Source organism: Paenarthrobacter ilicis (genome assembly GCF_016907545.1).
Classification (GTDB): Bacteria; Actinomycetota; Actinomycetes; order Actinomycetales; family Micrococcaceae; genus Arthrobacter; species Arthrobacter ilicis.
Window position 1 is genome coordinate 2,428,479 of sequence record NZ_JAFBCD010000001.1, and the last position, 17,635, is coordinate 2,446,113.

Sequence of the window (17,635 nt, forward strand, 5' to 3'; positions counted from 1 at the left end):
TATGTCCAGCCCCTCGGCATCGTCTGCCGTCCGCCTTGCCGCTGAGACCTGGGAGTCCTTGTTCCGCTCCCAGGTGGCGGTGATGCGGAAGCTTCAATCAGGACCGGCTTTCAAAGCACTTCCGGTCAAGGAATACGACGTCCTGTTCACGCTTTCCCGCTGCCCTTCGGGCCAGCTGCGCCTGAACGAGATCAATGACAAGGTCCTGCTGAGCCAGTCCAGCTTGAGCCGCTTGGTGGACCGCCTGGAGAAGCGGGGGCTGGTGGAGCGGACAATAGCGCCCGACGACGGCCGTGGAGTGCTGCTCTCCCTCACCGGGGCAGGGCGGGATTTGCAGAAAGCGATCGGCAGGGACCACGTGCGCGACATCGCGCAGCTGGTGGGACCGGCGCTGACCACCGAAGAGCAACGTGAACTTCTTCGCCTCACGGAGAAGCTCCGGGCGTCAGTATCCGGTCCCGCCGCGGGCGGGAAACCCTAGCGAAGGCTGATGGGCTCCCGGGGATCCTCCACCGGGAGCTCGCCGTTCACCGAGGCGCTCACTGTGAGTGTCTTCAGGACAAGGCTTCCCCCGACAGTGGACAGGAATGCTGTGTCCGACGAGTCGCGGCCGGCGGTGATCCTTACCAGGGAGGCTCGGGGCGCCAGGCCGGTGGGGTCTATCACGTGCCAGGCGCCATCAAGGTATGCCTCCGCCACGGCGTGGAAGTCCATGGGGAGAAGGCCGGGAGCGTAGACAGCGGCCAGGCGCGCAGGTACATCCTTGGATCGGAGCAGGGCGATCGCAAGGTGGGCGAAGTCGCGGCACACGCCTTTTCGGTGCAGCAGGGTTTCCACGGCGCCGTCGGTCCCCCGTGACGAGCCGCTCACGTAGCGGAGTTCGGCGTTGACCCAGTCCCGGACAGCCTGCAGCAGTTCCGGACCGTGGAGGCTGCCGAATTCAGCGTAGGACGTTGGCAACAACCTGTCCGACTCGGCGTAACGGCTGGGCCGGACGTACCGGATCAGCTCCATGGGGGTTGGGGTGTCAGGCTGGCCCCATCCATGGACCGATGCCTCGTACTCCACCAAGACCTCCGTGGGGTCCGTGAATTCCATGTAATGGAACCGGCCCCCGTGGTGGTCGTTGAGTTCCGCATAAGGGATGTCCTTCCCGCCTGCAGTGATGCTCAGCGTTTCGGACAGAGCATCATAGCCCGGGTTGTTGGCCACAGCTATGGCCATGGCCACCTTTGTGTCAGCTGCAGTTGTGAAAACGAGCGTGGCAGCAACATTGCGTTCCATTAATCTCCGGAGTGGTTGCGGCGGGTGGGCATTGATGCCCCCGTTCAGGATGGGATCAACCTCTGGCTAAGGGTTGACCTTCAGAGACAGTAGCATCCGTTTCACGTCCGCGAATTCCGATCCGTGCGCAGCGTATTTTGCCGCCAGGTCCAGGGTGTCGAATGCCTTCGCGGGAGCAACCTTCTCATCCGTGGTGAAGGCACGCAGGGACAGCACGTCGCCGAAGGAGTAATCACCTTTTCCCTCCGGTCCCACCACCCGGTTGTTGAGTTCGCACGCACGCCCATCCACGCCGGCCACCACGTTGGTGATGCCATAGGAGCCAAAGAACCTGTAGCCCTGAAGGACCCTGAAGACCACACGGGGTGCAATGCTGCCTGGTCCCTCCGCGTGGGGCAGGTCCACCGGTGCACTGTCGATGACCACGTAGGGCGTTGACCCGCCGTCCGGGCAGGTGGCGGGCGCGGCTGGTGCCAAGCCCGTCTGCAGCGTTGCCTCGTATCGGCCTGTGGCGTCCTTGACTTCAACTTTCACGGCTCCCGGCATGGAGCCGGCCTCCGGGGTGACCGACTGCGCTATCCAGTCGCCGGGCAGCTCAAAGCTGACGGTTTTGGCTGGGTCCGTGTACGTCTTCCAGGCCAGTGACGTCGATGATGGAAAGGGCGTGCTGGACGGCGGTTCTCCGGCCGTCCCGGTGGAGGTCGGCGCAGCCGTGCCTGGTGCGGTATTTTCCGGCGGGGTCGCCTCCCCCGTTCCGGTCCCGGACTCTGAACTGTTGGGCTTGGCAATGATGGTGGGACTCACCTGCGGTCCCTTGTTCTCCGCTGAGCAGGCAGCCCCTGAGAACAGCAGGGCGCCCATCAGCACCATGGCCGCCGGCTTGGCAAAAGCGTTGGTTCTTACCATGTGCCCTTCATTCTTTTCACGGGCTTGTCCGTTACCCCTGCCCGCATTCCCATAGCGTAGTTGGCCAACCCTTCATCAACATGCACAGGGGGCCGACACGCACAAGAACGGGCCCGCCCTCACAGGACTAGGCTGAACCCATGGATCCCCAAGACCACAACGAAGCATCAGCCGGTTCCGCCATGTCTGCCGTGGATATCGCCGATTGGCGGCTTAAGACCTTCGCCCTCTACGACAAGGTCCGGCAGCTGGCCGCCACAAGCCCCTTCGATGCACACATCTACTGGCGCCAGGAGCGGGACCTGATGTTCGCAACCCACCCGGCGTCTGCGCTGACCCCAGAGCTGAAAGCCTCCTTTTCAGGGCTGTCCACTCCCGACTACGACCCCGCTTTCCGCTTCCATGCCGTGCTTTCACCGGAGGGCGCCGGCCAGGAGATGAACGTCCAGACGGGCACGGACGGCGTGGTGCCGTTTGTTCGGATAGGTACTTTTGATCTTAAAAACCTGGGCTCCCTGGCGGTGTGGAAGCTTCGCAGCTACGGCGGAGGCATCTTCGTCCCCTTCCGGGACACAACCGCCGGGAAGAATGGCGGCAGCTACGGGGCAGGCAGGTATTTGCTGGACACCATCAAGGGCTCCTTCCATGGCACCCGGGAGTCAGCGGAAGGCAAGGAGTTTATCCTTGACTTCAATTTTGCCTACAACCCCTCCTGCGCTTACAACGAGGCTTGGGCCTGTCCGCTGGCGGGACCCGATAACCGCCTGGGCGTGCCTGTTCCCGTGGGTGAGCTCTACCAGGCCGTTGAACCGGCCTAGCCGGTCAACCCGGCCGCACTGGCGGCCACCAAGGCGGCGATCGCTGCGACGATTGTCAGGGGCGCCACGATCAGCCCGAACACCGCGTAGCCCTTCCACGTGATGAGCACATTCATCCGCACCAGCCGGTCATGCCACAGCAAGGTGGCCAGCGATGCCCATGGCGCTATCAAGGGTCCCGCGTTGACCCCTATCAACAGGGCGGCCATGCGTTCGGGCGTGGCCGCCAACGGCTCCGCGAGCAGGTAGGCGGGCAGGTTGTTGACCACGTTGGATCCCAGTGCTCCGGTCATGGACAACCTCAGGAGCTCCAGGAACCCGTTGCCGTCCCCGGCTACCTGCCCCAGCAGCACCGATGCCCCAAGGTACTGGGTTGCCTCCACTACCAGGAACAGGCCACAGGTGAAGAGCAGCAGCGACCACGGAATCAGGGTCACTTTCAGTACCTTGCGCCGCCTGAAGGCGAACACCAGGACAAGAAGTGCGGCAGCGGCCAGGGAGGGAATCCAGATGGGGATACCGGATACCAGTGCAGGCAAGAGCGCCAACAGGACCACTGCGCTGGTCAGCAGCAGTACCTTGTCAGTTCCTTTGGCGCCTCCGCCGGTTGCCGGGACGGCTGGACGGGTGGCTGACAACGCGTAGGTTTTACGTAGATCCGCCCGGAATACCAGAGCAATGAAGGCCAAGGGCACCAGGATCGCGGCAAGGGACGGCGCCCACATCAGTTGGGCGTACTGGCCGGGAGTGATACCGCCCATGTTGTGCTGGGCGAGGAGGTTCGTCAGGTTGGATATGGGGAGCAAAAGACTGGCCGTGTTGGCAAGCCACACCGTGGTGAGCGCGAAGGGCAGCACGGGCAGGCCGGCCTGGCGGGCCACCGTGACAACCACCGGGGTGAGCAGCACCGCCGTCGTATCCAGTGAGAGGAAAATGGTGGATACGGCCGCCAGGAGGGCCACAAACAGCCACAGCACCACACTGCGGCCCCGGCCCCACCTTCGCAGCTGATGCGAGACCCAGGTGAAGACGCCGGCTTCGCTGACCAGTTCCGTCACGACGGTCATTGCCACCACAAAGGCCAGAATGGGCGCAACCCTGTCCACCAGGACAGTGACTTCCTGCCATGGCAGGATGCCGGTGGCTACGGTGATCCCACCCGCCACGAGGAGGACCAAGCCGATAATCGCCAGACGCATGAAACGGATTGTAGGCGAGCCTGCTGGGTTCAGCCTGCATGGTGACGTGGCGGACTGCATTGCGTCGGCCCGGCAGGACGTAGGATGTCATCATGACTTCTTCGCTGCCCCGCCGTATCGCCCGCGTTGAACCCGCGGATGCCTCCACCCCCGGAGAGCAATTCTTCGTTGGCAATGACGCCAACGATTTTGACTCACCCGCAGGCCGGCAGTGGACAGTGATGGACTCGCCCTTCCCGGGGTCCAGGGCCAACGCCGCCAGCCCGGAACGTGACGGCTGGGCGCCAGGCAGCCGGGTCGCACAAGAGGACTTCGCCTTCCTTGCACCCTCAGTGCCCGTCAATGTACTGGGAATGGCACACAACACGGGACAACCGGGCAGGGACCTTCCGCCGCAGGCTTTCCACAAAGCCGCCTCCAGCGTGATCGGCCCGCACCAGGCGATCCAACTCAGCTCAACTGTTGGCTATGTGGACCCCGAGGCTGAACTGACCATTGTGGTGGGCCGCCCGGCCCGGGGGCTCACCAGGGAGACGGCCCGGTCCGCAATTCTGGGTTACACCATAGGCAACGATGTTTCCGCGCGGGACCTGCAGAAAAGCGACGAGCTGTGGATCAGCGCGAAGAGCCAGGACACTTTCACCCCGGCCGGACCATGGATAGTGACGGATTTGGCGGTGGACGATCTCGCCATCCGGATCACGCACAACGGCACTCCCCTCCAATCCGCCAGCACAGCCGACCTCGGCTGGAAGGTCGAGGAGATCCTGGTCTACATCACCTCATTCATGACCCTTCAGCCAGGTGACCTGGTCCTGACCGGGTTTCCGGCCGAGTGCGCCCGGATCCAACCCGGGGACACCGTGGTGTGCCACGTGGAAGGAATCGGCGAGCTCCACAATCCCGTAACGGGAGCTGCCTGGGAAACGCAGACTGCTTAATGTGTCAGGCTTAGGGACATGGAAACAGCGGCGGACGACACAGGCCTTCGCCCGCCCACCGTTTCCGTACCGCACCGGAAACGGCACCGCGGAGTCCTGAGGTATCCGGTGGTCCGGCAGTTGGTTCGCTTCACCGGCGTCGGAATTGTCTGTACCGCCAGCTCGCTGGGAATCTATGCCCTGCTGCGTCCGTGGATAGATCCCCAACTGGCAAACGCTGTGGCGCTGATTCTCACATCGCTGATGAACACCGCCTTGAACCGGCGCCTGACGTTCAAGATTACGGGCAGGACCAAGCGGGCCAAGGACCACCTCAGCGGTGTGCTGGTGATCGGCATAGCTTTGCTCATCACCGGAGGAAGCCTGGGCATACTCCACCTGATCCGGCCGGAAGCCACCGTTTCCGAGGAACTGTGGACCACCACCCTGTCGGGATTTGTTGCCACCGCGGTCCGGTTCGCTCTGCTGCGACACTGGATTTTCCGCCGCGCGCGGCACGTCTAGCTGGATTCCCCCACCGGGTCACCCGACGCTGCGGGCGCTGCTGGCAGCGTGCCTGCCCGCGGAACGGACAGGCGCTGTACACGTCCGACGGCGGTTGCCACCGCGGCGGCGGCTTGGTCCAGATCGGCTTCGGTCACCGCGGACGTGAAACTGAAACGGACGGCCGTCTGCGCCGCCTCCGGTGGAAGTCCCACGGCGAGCAAGACCGGCGACGGGGCATCCGAGCCCGCAGCACACGCTGAACCACTGGAGCAAAGCACCCCCAGCCTCTCGAGTTCCAGCAGGACGGACTCCCCGCTGGTCCCTGGAAAACAGAAGGATGCCACGGACGGCAGCCGCTGGGTGCGATGCCCTGTGAGCAGGGCTCCCGGCACGGTTTCCAACACCCTCTTAATAAAAGAGTCCCGCAAGTCCCGGACACGGCTGGCCTGGTGTGGCTGTTCCTGATGGCTCAGCTGCAAGGCGGTTGCCAGCGCCACAGCGCCGGCCACGTTCTCCGTCCCCGATCGTTTCCCGCGTTCCTGCCCACCACCATGGAGAAGCGGTTCGAGGCGTTGGCGTCCCCTGGTGTAGAGCACACCAGATCCCTTGGGTGCCCCCAGCTTGTGGCCCGAGATGCTGAGCGCGTCCACGCCCAGTTCCTTGACGTCCACGGACAGCCAACCGGCTGCCTGTACGGCATCGGTGTGGAAAGGGACTCCGTGAAGCCGGGAAACGGCGGCGAGTTCCGCTATGGGTTGTACTGTCCCGATTTCGTTGTTGGCGTACATGATGCTGGCAACGGCCGTCTCCGGGCCCAGCACCTTTTCCAGGGCGGCAGCGGTCACCGATCCGGAGTGATCCACCGGCACCACGTCAACAGCGAACCCATGTACCCGTTCCAGGAAGCGGGCCGACTCTTCAATGGCGGGGTGTTCAATGGCGCTGATCACCACACGGTTCATGGCGGGTTCGGCGGCTCTCCTGGCCAGCGCCATTCCTTTGAGGGCCATGTTGTCCGCCTCGGTCCCGCCGGAGGTGAAGGTCACCTCGCCGGGCCGGCAGTTCAGGACTCCGGCCACGGCACTGCGTGCCCCTGCGAGCGCCTGGGCGGCTGCTTCGCCCATGCTGTGGTGGCTGGACGGGTTGCCGAACTCACCGCTGAGGTAGGGCCACATCGCTTCGAGCACCTCCCGGCGGACGGGAGTGGTGGCTGCGGCGTCAAGGAAGATCATGGGGCCGGCGCGGCTTTCAGTTATCCGTGGTGAGCACGACGTCGAGGCCCAGGTCCAGGGCCGCCACTGTGTGGGTCAGGGCGCCGATGGAGATGACATCCACGCCGGTAGCGGCGATGTCCTTCACGGTGTGGATGGTGACGTTGCCGCTGGCCTCCACCTTCGCCCGTCCGGATACTTGTTTTACTCCGGCCCGGAGCTCTTCGAGGCTGAAGTTGTCCAGCATGATGGTGTCCACCCCGGCGGCCAGCACAGGTTCAATCTGGTCTGCCCTGTCCACTTCCACTTCGAAGTGGGTGGTGTGGCCCAATTGGGCTTTGGCGGTGGACAGCAGTTCGGTGAGCTTGGCATTGTCCCCGCCGGTCATGACGGCCAGGTGGTTGTCTTTGGCGAGGACGGCGTCGGAGAGGCTGTACCGGTGGTTCGCTCCCCCGCCGCAGCGTACGGCGTAGCGCTCCAGGATGCGCAGCCCTGGAGTCGTTTTGCGGGTATCGGTGATGCGGGCCTGTGTCCCTTCCACCAGCCGGGCAAATTCACCTGTTGTGGTGGCGATGGCGCTCATGCGCTGCACCAGGTTCAATGCCACCCGCTCAGCCAGCAGGATGGAGCGGGCGCTTCCGCTGACCCGGGCAAGGTGGGTACCGGCGTCGAACGCTTCACCGTCTGCCACGAGCAACTCCACCACGGTGTCGGCGTCCACCAACGTCATGGCGTCACGGAAGACTGTCCCACCGCTGAAGACGCCGGGGACCCGTGCGTTCAGCACTGCGGTGGCGCGCGCGTCTCCGGGAATCAGCAGTTGCGAGGTGATGTCGCCACCCGGCGCATCCTCGGCGAAGGCACGCTCCAGGATGTCCCGGACAGGTGCAGTGGGAAGGGTCAGGCTAGTCATGCAGGAGGCTCGCTTTCGGGCTCTCGGTGGAACGCTGGTCAAAGGGGTCGACGGCGGCTGGTTCCGTCAGGGCGTCGCGGCGGTAGTGGGCGCCCAAGGACTCACGGCGCTCCCGCGCGGCCCTCACCAACAGCTGTGCAGCCAGCAGCAGGTTCAGGTCCTCGTGGACGCGCGGTTCCAGGGATTGGGACACTTCCTGGGGCTTGGCGGCATCGGCCCAGGCATCCAGCGCGGCTTCGGCTTCTGCCAAAAGGACTCCGCTACGGAGTACACCGGCCCTGGCAGTCATCAGCCTGCGGAGGGCCTTGCGGGAAAACCCCACGGCAGGCGCCGGCTGGACGGGCAGGAAAGCGTCCGGACTGGAAGCCGGCGCCACTGGTGTTGCAGGTGCGGCCGGCGCTTCTGTTGTTGCCGGCGCTGGGTTGCCGGCGAGGAATGCTTCCACGGCCCGCCGCCCGAACACCAGCCCCTCCAACAGGGAATTGCTTGCCAGCCGGTTGGCACCCTGGACTCCAGTACAGGCAACTTCCCCGGCAGCGAGCAGCCCGGGAACCGATGTCCGGCCCTGAAGATCGGTGACCACCCCACCCATCCAGTAATGGGCGGCAGGGGCCACCGGGACCGGGCAGAGGGTCCAATCAATGCCGGCCTCCATGGTGCGCTGACTCAGGGTGGGGAAGCGTTTCTTCAGGAATCCCGCACCGCGCAGATTCTCGACACCGGTGGCATCAAGGAAAACGTGGCCGTTGGGATCGTCCTGCCGGGCCAGGTGAAGGGCAATGCTGCGGGACACCACGTCCCGGGGCGCCAGCTCGGCATCCGGGTGATAGCGCGGCATGAACCGCTGGCCGGCCGCATCAACAAGGATGGCACCTTCGCCGCGAACGGCTTCAGAGATCAGCAAGGGGTTTTGGGCGTTCTCTCCGCCGGGACCCGTGTCGGCTCCCACCATGCAGGTGGGATGGAACTGGAAGAACTCCAGGTCCGAGACCTGGGCCCCGGCACGCCATGCCAACGCCAGCCCATCCGCGGTGGCTACGGAGGGATTGGTCGTCTGGGAGAAGAGTTGCCCTGCCCCGCCGGTAGCCAGAAGGATCGCGTCCCCCCCTACGGAATGCAGGCTCCCGTCCTGAAGATAAGTGGCCGTGGCACGGCGACCGGTGCCGGCTCCGTTGTCCCCGGAGGCGGTCGCCCGGCCCATATCAAGGTCAGTAACGTGGGCATGCTCCCTGACCTGCAGCTTGCCCGCCCCTTGGAATTCCCGGACCGTACGGATCAGCGCATCCGCCACCCGCGCACCGGTGGCGTCCCCGCCGGCGTGCAGGATCCTGGGTGCGGAGTGAGCCGCTTCGAGGCCCAAGGCGGGATCGCCGTCGTCGTCCATGTCGAAGTGCACGCCGAACCGTCCCAAGCCGGCAATGTCCGTCCTGGCCTCCCGGCACATCACTTCCACCGCTTCCACCTTGCAATGTCCGGCGCCGGCTTTGAGCGTGTCGGCAATGTGGGCAGCCACAGTGTCACCCGGGGCGGGCTCGCCGAGGACGGCTGAGATGCCACCCTGGGCGTAATAGGTATTGCTGTCCGGGAGCGCTCCCTTGCTCAGCAGCACCACGCTGGCCCCCGCTTCAGCGGCCAGCAGGGCCGAATACAGCCCTGCTATGCCGCTTCCAACAACAATCAAATGCGGGGCGCGGTGCCCTGCATCAACGCTCTGTGTAGTCATTTGAGGCTCAATTCGGCTGGTGTGGTGCCGGTCAGGCGGGCTTTGATGCGAGCATTCGCTCCAGTGCAGTCCTGGCGTTCTCCTGCACTGCGTTGGCGACGGTGATCCTGTTGACAGTGCGGCCCGCCACCAACTCTTCAAGAACCCAGGCGAGGTAGCCGGGGTGGATGCGGTACATGGTGGAGCAAGGGCAGATCACGGGGTCAAGGCAGAAAATGGTGTGCTGCGGATACTGGGCGGCCAGGCGGTTCACCATGTTGATTTCCGTGCCGATGGCAAAGGTGGTGGGTTCGGTGGCGGCCTCGATGGCCTTCTTGATGAAGTCGGTGGACCCGGCTGAATCGGCTGCGTCCACCACTTCCATGGGGCACTCAGGGTGGACGATCACGTTCACGCCGGGAAAGTCCTGGCGGGCCTTCTGGATCTGGCCCACGTTGAAGCGCTTGTGCACGGAGCAGAAGCCGTGCCAGAGGATCACCCGGGAGTCCAGCAGCGTCTGCTCATCGTTACCACCGAGCTCCTTGCGCGGGTTCCACATGGGCATCTGCTCCAGCGGGACCCCCAGCGCTTTGGCAGTGTTGCGGCCCAGGTGCTGGTCGGGGAAGAACAGGACCCTTTGCCCACGTTCGAAGGCCCACTGCAGCACCACGGAGGCATTGGACGAGGTACAAACGATCCCCCCGTGGCGGCCGCAAAAGGCCTTCAATGCTGCGCTGGAATTCATGTAGGTCACCGGGATAACGGGGACGCGGCCCTGCTCATCGGGAGCGGACCCGAAAATCTCCTCCAACTGTTCCCAGCACTCCTCCACCGAGTCCTCGTCCGCCATGTCGGCCATGGAGCACCCTGCGGCGAGGTTGGGCAGGATCACGGCCTGATCAGGAGTGGACAGGATGTCGGCGGTTTCGGCCATGAAATGGACACCACAGAAGATGATGGCTTCTGCTTCCGGCTTGGTCAACGCGGCGTTGGCCAATTGGAAGGAATCGCCAACGAAGTCCGCATACTGGATGACCTCGTCACGCTGGTAAAAATGGCCCAGGATGACTGCGCGGTCACCAAGGGTGGCTTTCGCTGCCCGGATGCGGACATCGAGTTCCACGTCGCTGGCCTTCTTGTACTCCTCCGGCAGCTGTCCCTGACGCGGCGTATCGGCAGGAGCAATGTCGCTGCTGGATGCTCCAGGCCCGTAGGCGGGCGCGCCGGCCAGCGCTTCGGCAAGATCGTACTCCCATGGGCCCTTGGCCAGGGCCGGGCTGCACGTGGCACCCGCCCGCGATCCACCCTTCAAGGCTTCCTCGCGCGTGATCAGCTGGACGGCAGTATTGACGCTGCTCATGGTGTGCTCCTGTTTTCTGGCCCAAGGCCGGGCGTGCCGGTAAAGCGATAGAGGCGTGGCGGGCGGTGTTTTCCGCCCTGGAGGTATTGGTCTGTTTCCACAATTTCCGGGGCGGCTTTGATGTGCCGGCGGAAATTGGCGGGGTCGAGCTGGCGGTCCAGCACGGCTTCATAGACTTCACGGACCTGGGCCAGCGTGAAGAACTCCCCCAACAGGTGGTAGGCGATGGAACCGTAAGCCATCTTGTTGCGCAGCCGCCACAGGGCGTAGTCAACAATCGCGTTGTGGTCGAAGGCCAAGTCGCCCAGCTTGTCCGCACGGAACCAACGGACGTTCTCCGATTCGCCGGCCAAGGCAGCTTCCGTAGGCTGCACCAGGGCCCAGTAGACGATCGACACCACCCTCTGGCTGGGAGAACGGTGCAGGCCGCCGAATGCATAAAGCTGTTCAAGGTACTGCGGCTTGAGTCCAGTGGTGTCTTCCAGGTTCCGCGCTGCCGCGTCCTGGAGGGACTCGTCATGGACCAGGGGACCGCCGGGCAGGGCCCACATATCCCGGTAAGGCTCCCGGATACGACGGACCAGCGGCAGCCAGAGCGTGGGACGGCCGGAGGTCTGGCTGGGACGGAGCGCAAAGATCACCGTGGAGATGGCCAGCGACGGCGGCGCCAGTCGCCTTTCGGCGACGTTGGCTGAGAGAGCATTCACGGCATTCACCTCGTTCATCGCCGCTGGATCCGGCCTCATCACCGGGATCATTTCTTAGTTAAAGTCATGATGACTAGAACTAATGGTACGACTCGCAGAGGCCACTGCAAAATGCTTTACGTCACACCTCTTTCGCGGCGGCTTCCATCAGGGGTAGGGTGCGGCCCTGGATATGGCTGTTGAGGACGATCACCGACGAGCACCGCACCACGGATTTCGTGGCGATCATGGCGTCCAGGACCCTCTGCATGTCCGGGTTGGACCGGGCCGCGATCCTGACCATCAGATCCGAGTTGCCGGTCACGGTGTGGACTTCGATGATTTCCGGGATGGCTCCCAGGTTTTCAATGATGACGTCATGGCCGATTTCCTGGGAGATGGTGACCGAGCAGAACGCCACCACCGGGAAGCCGAAGTTGGCGGGATCCGGCTGGGGAACCCAGGAACCAATGACGCCATTCTCGATCATCCGGTCAATTCTGGACTGCACCGTGGCCCGGGCCACCCTCAGGACGCGGGAGGCCTCCAGCACGGAAGATCGCGGCGAATCCGTAAAGAAACGTACAATTTTTGCATCAAGTGCATCGACCAGCATCAAAGTTCCTGTCCCCGGGGATTCATTGCCACCACATCGCTACTTCAAAAAGTGATGTATCTTACAAACTGCGAGAATTATTCCACGGCTCTTGCTGCGTCGTCGACGCCGCGCGCACAGCCCACGAGGCCGGCGCGCCACACCACCATGAAATCCATAGAAGGTAGACACGTATGACAACGAAGTCCATCGCGGCTCCTGCTCCACCATCGGGCCTCGGCCACTCGCTGAAACCCCGCCAGCTGACCATGATGGGACTGGGCAGCGCCATCGGCGCCGGCCTCTTCCTCGGCTCGGGTGCCGGAGTGCAGGCAGCCGGTCCAGCGGTCCTGATTTCCTACCTGGTGGCCGGCACCCTCATCATCCTGGTGATGTGGGCCCTGGGTGAGATGGCGGCAGCCAACCCCAACAGCGGCGCCTTCTCCGTGTACGCCGAAAAGGCGTTGGGCAAGACCGCAGGCGGAACCGTCGGCTGGCTCTGGTGGCTCCAACTGGTGGTGGTCATCGCCGCAGAGGCAATCGGCGCTGCCGGCCTGCTCGCCTCCGTGTGGCCCGTGCTCCCCGTATGGGTCCTGGCACTGGTCTTCATGGTGGTCTTTACCGGCATCAACCTCGTCGGCGTCCGCAACTTCGGTGAATTCGAGTTCTGGTTCGCCATCCTGAAGGTTGCCGCGATCGTCATCTTCCTGCTCATCGGGGCAGCGTTGCTCCTGGGCCTGCTTCCCAACGTGGCCTCCCCCGGCCTTTCTGCCTTTGGTGACTTCGCACCCCATGGAATTGGCGGAGTCGCCGCCGCCCTCTTCGTGGTGATCTTCGCCTTTGGTGGAACGGAAATCGTCAGCGTCGCCGCCGCCGAGACCGAGAACCCGGCCCAGAGCGTCGGCAAAGCCATCCGCACAGTGGTGTGGCGCATCCTTGTCTTCTACATCGGCTCCGTCTTTGTTATTGCAGCCGTCCTTCCCGTGGGCTCGGACGGCTTGAAGTCACCGTTCGCCGGGGTCCTGGACCTGGCCGGCATTCCCGGGGCAGGCGCTGCGATCACCCTGGTGGCCGTGGTTGCGCTGCTGTCGGCATTGAACGCCAACCTTTACGGCGCATCCCGCATGATCTTCTCGTTGTCCGAGCGCGGCGAGGCGCCCCGCGTCCTGTCCAAACTCAACGGCTCCAAGGTTCCCGTGGCCGCCGTCGTCATCTCCGTGGCCTTCGGCTTCGCAGCAGCGGTCCTGGAACTGATCTTCCCCGAGAAGATCCTGCCGGCACTGCTGAACCTGGTGGGCTCCACCTGCCTGGTGGTCTGGGGCACAGCATTGGTGTCCCAGCTCATCCTTCGGCGGCGGGCGGACCGGGAGGGCCTGCACTTGCCCCTCCGGATGAAGGGCTTCCCCTACCTGACAATCGTTGGCCTGGTCCTTCTGGGCATTATCCTCGCCGTGGGCTTCGCCAATCCTGAAAGCGCGGGGCAATTGATCGGCACCACCATCCTGATCCTGGTCATAGCAGCCGGCTGCTACATCAACGCCCGCGCAAAGGCAGGCAAAGCCCGCTAGCCCGCTCAGCCGACTGGCCCCCGGACTCAAGGCAACCCTCAAAACACATCCGAGACGTCCTGCGCAGTTTGTACTGCGCAGGGCGTCTCTTTGTGCCCAAACTGTACAAAGTGTTCGCTGATTACTGGACTGTTTGCACATGCCGACCTCAGGTGACTAGGGTCACAGCCATGACTACCGAACTCCCGCTGGTTGCCGTCGAGGATGACGCCGCCCCGCTCTCGCCGCACCAACTCCGCGAGCTCTATACCCTCATGGTGGCCGTCCGCCACCTCGACACCGCTGCGGTGGCCTGGCAACGCCAGGGAATCATTCCGGGCTATGCGCCCGAGGTTGGCCAGGAGGCAGCACAGGTTGGCAGCGGGTACGCGGTGGACCGCAGCCGCGACTTTGTCTTTCCCACCTACCGCGAAATGGGCGTCGCACGGGCCATGGGCGTTGACATGGTGGGATACATGTCCACGCACAAGGCCACGTGGCACGGCGGCATGTACAACCCGTTGGAGTCCCGCTTCGCCCCCATCCAGGCCGTCGTGGCGGGCTCGGTATTGCACGCGGTTGGCTGGGCGCACGGACAGACCCTCGCCGCAGCCGCAGACGCAGACGGCGACGGCGGACTGGGCGTCGCTGTGACCTACTTTGGAGACGGTGCATCCTCGCAGGGAGACGTCCACGAGGCCATGAACTTCGCTGCGGTCATGAAAGCCCCCGTGGTGTTCTTCATTCAGAACAATGGCTGGGCCATCTCCGTTCCCACAGAACGCCAGGTCGCCGGTGGTTCGGTTGCCGCCCGCGCAGCGGGATACGGCATCGCCTCCTTGCAGATTGACGGCAACGACGTAGTTGCCGTCCACCAGGCCACTTCCGCTGCCCTGGCCCACTGCCGCGCCGGCAAGGGGCCCGTGGTGATCGAAGCCATGACATACCGGCGTGGCCCGCACTCCACGGCAGATGACCCCGGCCGCTACCGCACCCTGGACGAAGAACGCGCAGCTGCCGGCGAGGATCCGTTGGCGCGGCTCAAGCAGCGGCTGCTGGACGAATCCCTCGCAGACGAGGCGTTCTTTGCGGACGCGCAAAGGACGGCCGAACAAGAGGAAGAAGCCATCCGGGCGGGGCTGCAGGACCTGGGACCACGCCCCGGCTCCGAGATGTTCAGCCTGGTCTTCCAGGAAGCAACCCCCACCCTTCACACCCAGGCCACCTCGTGGCGCGAGGAGTCCGAACATGCCTGAGACCACCACATTGAGCCACATCCCCGGCAGTACAAGCGATTCGGCGGATACAGTCCAGCTGTCCATGCAGCAGGCTCTCAACCGGGCCCTGGATGAGGTGCTGGCCGGCAATCCCAAAGCCCTGGTTTTTGGTGAGGACTGCGGCAGGCTGGGCGGCGTCTTTCGGATCACCGACGGCCTCCAGGCAAAGCACGGCGAGGACCGTGTCTTCGACACTCCGCTGGCCGAGTCCGGCATACTCGGAATGTCCGTGGGCCTTGCCATGGCCGGATTCCACCCCATCCCCGAAGTCCAGTTCGACGGGTTCGCTTATCCCGCCATCAACCAGATTGTTTGCCAGATAGCGCGGATGAACTACCGCAGCCGGGGAACGCTCCCCATGCCCATCACCTTGCGTGTTCCGAGCTTCGGCGGCATCCGCGCCCCCGAACACCACGGCGAGAGCCTGGAGGCGCTGTTCGCGCACGTACCTGGCCTGAAGGTGGTGTCCCCATCCACCCCGCACGAGGCCTACCACCTGCTCAAGTACGCCGCCGGCAGGCCGGATCCGGTGATCTTCATGGAGCCGAAGTCCCGCTACTGGCAAAAGGGCCCCGTGAACCTCGCCTCTGCGGTCCCTGACGCAGCAGCGCACGACGACGGCACTGACGGCGGCGGCAGCCCCGCCAGCGCTGATCCCACCGGCGCCCGCGTGGCCAGGGAGGGGCGGCACCTGACACTGGTGGCGTGGGGCGCCATGGTGACCCGCTGCCTGCAGGTCGCAGAGCTTGCAGCCGAAGACGGCATCGACGTCGAAGTCCTGGACCTTCGGTGGCTGAAACCCATTGATGCCGACGCTTTGGTGACATCGGTCAGGAAGACGCGGCGCGCCGTCGTCGTCCATGAAGCGCCGCTGACCTCCGGCCTCGGCGCCGAAGTCGCCCAACTCATCACACAGGGGTGCTTCGACTCGTTGAAGGCACCCGTGGAGCGCGTGACCGGCTTCGACGTGCCCTATCCCTCCGGCGACCTGGAGGACGAGTACATTCCCAACATCGACCGCATCCTTTTCGGAATCCAACGAGTACTGGAGTATCGCCGTGGCTGAAATATCCTTCCCGCTTCCTGACCTGGGCGAGGGACTCATCGAGGCAACCGTGTTGGATTGGCTGGTTGAGCCCGGGGAACAGGTGGAACGAAACCAAGCGATCGTGGAGCTGGAAACCACCAAATCGGCCATCGAATTGCCCAGCCCGCAGGCGGGTAAAGTGGTCCGTATCCACGGGGCGCCCGGTGACACCATCAACGTTGGCGAACCGTTGATCGTGTTCGAGGTCCCGGACGATACCGCCGGAATCGTGGGCACTGTTCCAAAGGACGAAGCACCCAAGCGCCGGGTCCGCCTGAGCGCCGTACTTGATGAGGACTGAGGCCATGACCGGCAGGCACACCATGGAACACCACTCGCACACAGTGGAGGGCACCGATCCGGGCCTGTTCGTTGAGGTTCATGAGCCCGCCCAGGACGCCGGCCTCCGTCCCATCCTGCTGATCCATGGGTTCTCTTCCTCCACCGCGTTGAACTGGAAGGACAGCGGGTGGATCACCACGCTCCAGGAGGCCGGCCGCGCCGTCATTACGGTTGATCTTCCGGGACACGGGCGCAGCCATGCCCCCGAGGACATTGACTCCTATGCGCCCAGCCGGATCCGGGCGGACCTGCTGCAGATCGTCACCGATGCCGGCGCCCGGCCCCTGCGAGACGGTGATCCAACAACCGGACTCGACGTCATTGGCTACTCATTGGGGTCCCGGCTTGCCTGGGAGTTCGGAGCCACCCAGCCCGATCTGGTTCACCGGATGGTCCTTGGGGGTCCCAGCGCCGCCGATCCCCTTGCTTCCTTCGATCTGGCTGCAGCGCAACGGTACCTGGCCGACGGCACCCCGATCGACGACGCTTCAACAGCAGGCCTGCTGAAAATGGCGCAAATGCTGCCCAGCAACAACCTGTTCGCTTTGCTGTCCTTGATCCAGGCCATCAAGAGCGAGCCGTTCGACCCTGCAGAAGCCGCACCGCATATGCCGCTCCTGCTGGTGGCAGGCGGGAAGGATGAACGTGCGGCCACCATGCCGGACCTTGCCGGCATCGTGGATGCACGTGGCGGCACGGTGGAATCCCTGGTCATCCCCGGCCGGACACACACCAATGTGGTGACGTCCAGGGCTTTCAAGGAAGCCGCCGTCAGTTTCCTGGGAGTCTAGCCGGAAGGTTGGCGTGCAGCCGCGTCAGCGGGCCAGCCGCTCGGCGTTGTGGCTCATTCGTTCCAGGACGCTCAGGGCCATGGCGTATTCGTCGATCCCGATGCCCATGGACACATCCCGCCTGGCGTCTTCCATGAGTCGCAGCGACTCGTGGAAGACGTCCCGGCCCCTGTCGCTGAGAGTCAGCCGGTCATCGATCATGGTAATGAGTCCGCGTCCCACCAATGCCGCAAGTTCGCGTTCCCGGAGCCGGATGTCCGCACCCCACACAGGCTGCAACGATTGATCCAGGTCCTGCGGGAGCACAGCCCCCTGGGACAGCAGGTCCAGGGCCTGCCACTGGCGGCGGCTGAGCCTGAGCTTGGCAAGGGTGGAGTCCAACTGCACATCCAACGCGGTGTCCAGCCTCTTGACCCAATAAGCGATTGGCTTCTTCACACGCCCATGCTTTCAGCGCAGGCGCTGGTGGGCAAGACGTGGAAGGTAGGCT

19 protein-coding genes are annotated in these 17,635 nt (G+C 64.2%); 9 read left to right on the top strand and 10 right to left on the bottom strand.

Going from position 1 to position 17,635, the window contains the following annotated elements; all coding sequences use genetic code 11:
• The first annotated feature begins 1 nt into the window (after position 1).
• The gene (locus JOE60_RS11070) at positions 2 to 481 is read left to right on the top strand and encodes a MarR family winged helix-turn-helix transcriptional regulator (RefSeq protein WP_167262872.1); all 480 of its coding nucleotides are present in this window, start codon (positions 2 to 4) and stop codon (positions 479 to 481) included.
• On the opposite strand, the gene JOE60_RS11075 is transcribed toward JOE60_RS11070, so the two are convergent.
• Together JOE60_RS11075 and JOE60_RS11080 are read right to left on the bottom strand one after the other, a co-directional pair.
• On the bottom strand, positions 478 to 1,284 hold the full coding sequence (locus tag JOE60_RS11075; protein WP_167262874.1) for a transglutaminase-like domain-containing protein: 807 nt from the start codon (positions 1,282 to 1,284) through the stop codon (positions 478 to 480). The genes JOE60_RS11070 and JOE60_RS11075 overlap by 4 nt on opposite strands.
• A 66-nt stretch (positions 1,285 to 1,350) precedes the next feature.
• Positions 1,351 to 2,190: a hypothetical protein gene (locus JOE60_RS11080; protein ID WP_167262876.1), complete on the bottom strand. Its 840-nt coding sequence runs from the start codon at positions 2,188 to 2,190 to the stop codon at positions 1,351 to 1,353.
• Between the two features lie 140 nt (positions 2,191 to 2,330).
• Here JOE60_RS11080 and JOE60_RS11085 point away from each other — a divergent pair, with 140 nt between their 5' ends.
• Complete coding sequence (locus JOE60_RS11085; protein WP_167262878.1) at positions 2,331 to 3,008, top strand: DUF1684 domain-containing protein; 678 nt, start codon at positions 2,331 to 2,333, stop codon at positions 3,006 to 3,008.
• On the opposite strand, the gene JOE60_RS11090 is transcribed toward JOE60_RS11085, so the two are convergent.
• Positions 3,005 to 4,207 (bottom strand): SLC13 family permease, encoded by a 1,203-nt coding sequence (locus JOE60_RS11090; RefSeq protein WP_167262880.1) that lies wholly within the window; start codon positions 4,205 to 4,207, stop codon positions 3,005 to 3,007. The two genes, JOE60_RS11085 and JOE60_RS11090, sit on opposite strands and share 4 nt — an antisense overlap.
• Before the next feature lie 92 nt (positions 4,208 to 4,299).
• On the opposite strand from JOE60_RS11090, the gene JOE60_RS11095 reads away from it, so the two are divergent.
• Together JOE60_RS11095 and JOE60_RS11100 are read left to right on the top strand one after the other, a co-directional pair.
• Positions 4,300 to 5,148, top strand: coding sequence for a fumarylacetoacetate hydrolase family protein (locus tag JOE60_RS11095; RefSeq protein WP_167262882.1), 849 nt, complete (start codon positions 4,300 to 4,302; stop codon positions 5,146 to 5,148).
• Between the two features lie 18 nt (positions 5,149 to 5,166).
• Positions 5,167 to 5,652, top strand: coding sequence for a GtrA family protein (locus JOE60_RS11100; protein WP_167262884.1), 486 nt, complete (start codon positions 5,167 to 5,169; stop codon positions 5,650 to 5,652).
• Here the strand turns inward: JOE60_RS11100 and JOE60_RS11105 are convergent.
• The 6 genes from JOE60_RS11105 to JOE60_RS11130 all read right to left on the bottom strand — a co-directional run bounded on the left by JOE60_RS11105 (position 5,649) and on the right by JOE60_RS11130 (position 12,122).
• A complete protein-coding gene (locus JOE60_RS11105; RefSeq protein WP_167262886.1) occupies positions 5,649 to 6,866 on the bottom strand; it encodes a cysteine desulfurase family protein in 1,218 nt (405 codons plus the stop codon). The genes JOE60_RS11100 and JOE60_RS11105 overlap by 4 nt on opposite strands.
• Positions 6,867 to 6,882: 16 nt before the next feature.
• Positions 6,883 to 7,758 carry a carboxylating nicotinate-nucleotide diphosphorylase gene (nadC, locus tag JOE60_RS11110; protein ID WP_167262888.1) on the bottom strand — a complete coding sequence of 292 codons (876 nt, stop codon included), beginning with the start codon at positions 7,756 to 7,758 and terminating at the stop codon, positions 6,883 to 6,885.
• A complete protein-coding gene (nadB, locus tag JOE60_RS11115) occupies positions 7,751 to 9,481 on the bottom strand; it encodes an L-aspartate oxidase (protein ID WP_167262889.1) in 1,731 nt (576 codons plus the stop codon). Before nadB ends, nadC begins: the two co-directional genes overlap by 8 nt.
• A gap of 31 nt (positions 9,482 to 9,512) precedes the next feature.
• Positions 9,513 to 10,820 carry a quinolinate synthase NadA gene (gene nadA / locus JOE60_RS11120; RefSeq protein ID WP_167262891.1) on the bottom strand — a complete coding sequence of 436 codons (1,308 nt, stop codon included), beginning with the start codon at positions 10,818 to 10,820 and terminating at the stop codon, positions 9,513 to 9,515.
• On the bottom strand, positions 10,817 to 11,536 hold the full coding sequence (locus JOE60_RS11125; RefSeq protein ID WP_167264136.1) for an NUDIX hydrolase: 720 nt from the start codon (positions 11,534 to 11,536) through the stop codon (positions 10,817 to 10,819). Before JOE60_RS11125 ends, nadA begins: the two co-directional genes overlap by 4 nt.
• Before the next feature lie 112 nt (positions 11,537 to 11,648).
• Positions 11,649 to 12,122 (bottom strand): Lrp/AsnC family transcriptional regulator, encoded by a 474-nt coding sequence (locus JOE60_RS11130; protein WP_167262893.1) that lies wholly within the window; start codon positions 12,120 to 12,122, stop codon positions 11,649 to 11,651.
• Between the two features lie 173 nt (positions 12,123 to 12,295).
• Between JOE60_RS11130 and JOE60_RS11135 the strand changes: the two genes are divergently transcribed.
• The 5 genes from JOE60_RS11135 (at position 12,296) to JOE60_RS11155 (ending at position 17,145) form a co-directional block, all read left to right on the top strand.
• On the top strand, positions 12,296 to 13,669 hold the full coding sequence (locus JOE60_RS11135) for an amino acid permease (protein ID WP_167262895.1): 1,374 nt from the start codon (positions 12,296 to 12,298) through the stop codon (positions 13,667 to 13,669).
• A gap of 170 nt (positions 13,670 to 13,839) precedes the next feature.
• Positions 13,840 to 14,904, top strand: a complete 1,065-nt coding sequence (locus tag JOE60_RS11140; RefSeq protein WP_167262897.1) for a thiamine pyrophosphate-dependent enzyme — start codon at positions 13,840 to 13,842, stop codon at positions 14,902 to 14,904.
• Entirely contained in the window at positions 14,897 to 15,991 is a 1,095-nt protein-coding gene (locus JOE60_RS11145) for an alpha-ketoacid dehydrogenase subunit beta (RefSeq protein ID WP_167262899.1), read from the top strand. The genes JOE60_RS11140 and JOE60_RS11145 overlap by 8 nt, the downstream gene beginning before the upstream one ends.
• Positions 15,984 to 16,313 carry a biotin/lipoyl-containing protein gene (locus tag JOE60_RS11150; protein ID WP_167262901.1) on the top strand — a complete coding sequence of 110 codons (330 nt, stop codon included), beginning with the start codon at positions 15,984 to 15,986 and terminating at the stop codon, positions 16,311 to 16,313. Before JOE60_RS11145 ends, JOE60_RS11150 begins: the two co-directional genes overlap by 8 nt.
• 4 nt (positions 16,314 to 16,317) lie before the next feature.
• Complete coding sequence (locus JOE60_RS11155; protein ID WP_167262903.1) at positions 16,318 to 17,145, top strand: alpha/beta fold hydrolase; 828 nt, start codon at positions 16,318 to 16,320, stop codon at positions 17,143 to 17,145.
• Between the two features lie 24 nt (positions 17,146 to 17,169).
• On the opposite strand, the gene JOE60_RS11160 is transcribed toward JOE60_RS11155, so the two are convergent.
• Positions 17,170 to 17,583: a MarR family transcriptional regulator gene (locus tag JOE60_RS11160; protein ID WP_167262905.1), complete on the bottom strand. Its 414-nt coding sequence runs from the start codon at positions 17,581 to 17,583 to the stop codon at positions 17,170 to 17,172.
• Between the last annotated feature and the right edge of the window lie 52 nt (positions 17,584 to 17,635).

Coding starts and splice junctions, on each gene's coding strand:
- JOE60_RS11070 (WP_167262872.1), top strand. CDS start 2: ATGTCCAGCCCCTCGGCATCGTCTGCCGTCCGCCTTGCCGCTGAGACC.
- JOE60_RS11075 (WP_167262874.1), bottom strand. CDS start 1,284: ATGGAACGCAATGTTGCTGCCACGCTCGTTTTCACAACTGCAGCTGAC.
- JOE60_RS11080 (WP_167262876.1), bottom strand. CDS start 2,190: ATGGTAAGAACCAACGCTTTTGCCAAGCCGGCGGCCATGGTGCTGATG.
- JOE60_RS11085 (WP_167262878.1), top strand. CDS start 2,331: ATGGATCCCCAAGACCACAACGAAGCATCAGCCGGTTCCGCCATGTCT.
- JOE60_RS11090 (WP_167262880.1), bottom strand. CDS start 4,207: ATGCGTCTGGCGATTATCGGCTTGGTCCTCCTCGTGGCGGGTGGGATC.
- JOE60_RS11095 (WP_167262882.1), top strand. CDS start 4,300: ATGACTTCTTCGCTGCCCCGCCGTATCGCCCGCGTTGAACCCGCGGAT.
- JOE60_RS11100 (WP_167262884.1), top strand. CDS start 5,167: ATGGAAACAGCGGCGGACGACACAGGCCTTCGCCCGCCCACCGTTTCC.
- JOE60_RS11105 (WP_167262886.1), bottom strand. CDS start 6,866: ATGATCTTCCTTGACGCCGCAGCCACCACTCCCGTCCGCCGGGAGGTG.
- nadC (WP_167262888.1), bottom strand. CDS start 7,758: ATGACTAGCCTGACCCTTCCCACTGCACCTGTCCGGGACATCCTGGAG.
- nadB (WP_167262889.1), bottom strand. CDS start 9,481: ATGACTACACAGAGCGTTGATGCAGGGCACCGCGCCCCGCATTTGATT.
- nadA (WP_167262891.1), bottom strand. CDS start 10,820: ATGAGCAGCGTCAATACTGCCGTCCAGCTGATCACGCGCGAGGAAGCC.
- JOE60_RS11130 (WP_167262893.1), bottom strand. CDS start 12,122: ATGCTGGTCGATGCACTTGATGCAAAAATTGTACGTTTCTTTACGGAT.
- JOE60_RS11135 (WP_167262895.1), top strand. CDS start 12,296: ATGACAACGAAGTCCATCGCGGCTCCTGCTCCACCATCGGGCCTCGGC.
- JOE60_RS11140 (WP_167262897.1), top strand. CDS start 13,840: ATGACTACCGAACTCCCGCTGGTTGCCGTCGAGGATGACGCCGCCCCG.
- JOE60_RS11145 (WP_167262899.1), top strand. CDS start 14,897: ATGCCTGAGACCACCACATTGAGCCACATCCCCGGCAGTACAAGCGAT.
- JOE60_RS11155 (WP_167262903.1), top strand. CDS start 16,318: ATGACCGGCAGGCACACCATGGAACACCACTCGCACACAGTGGAGGGC.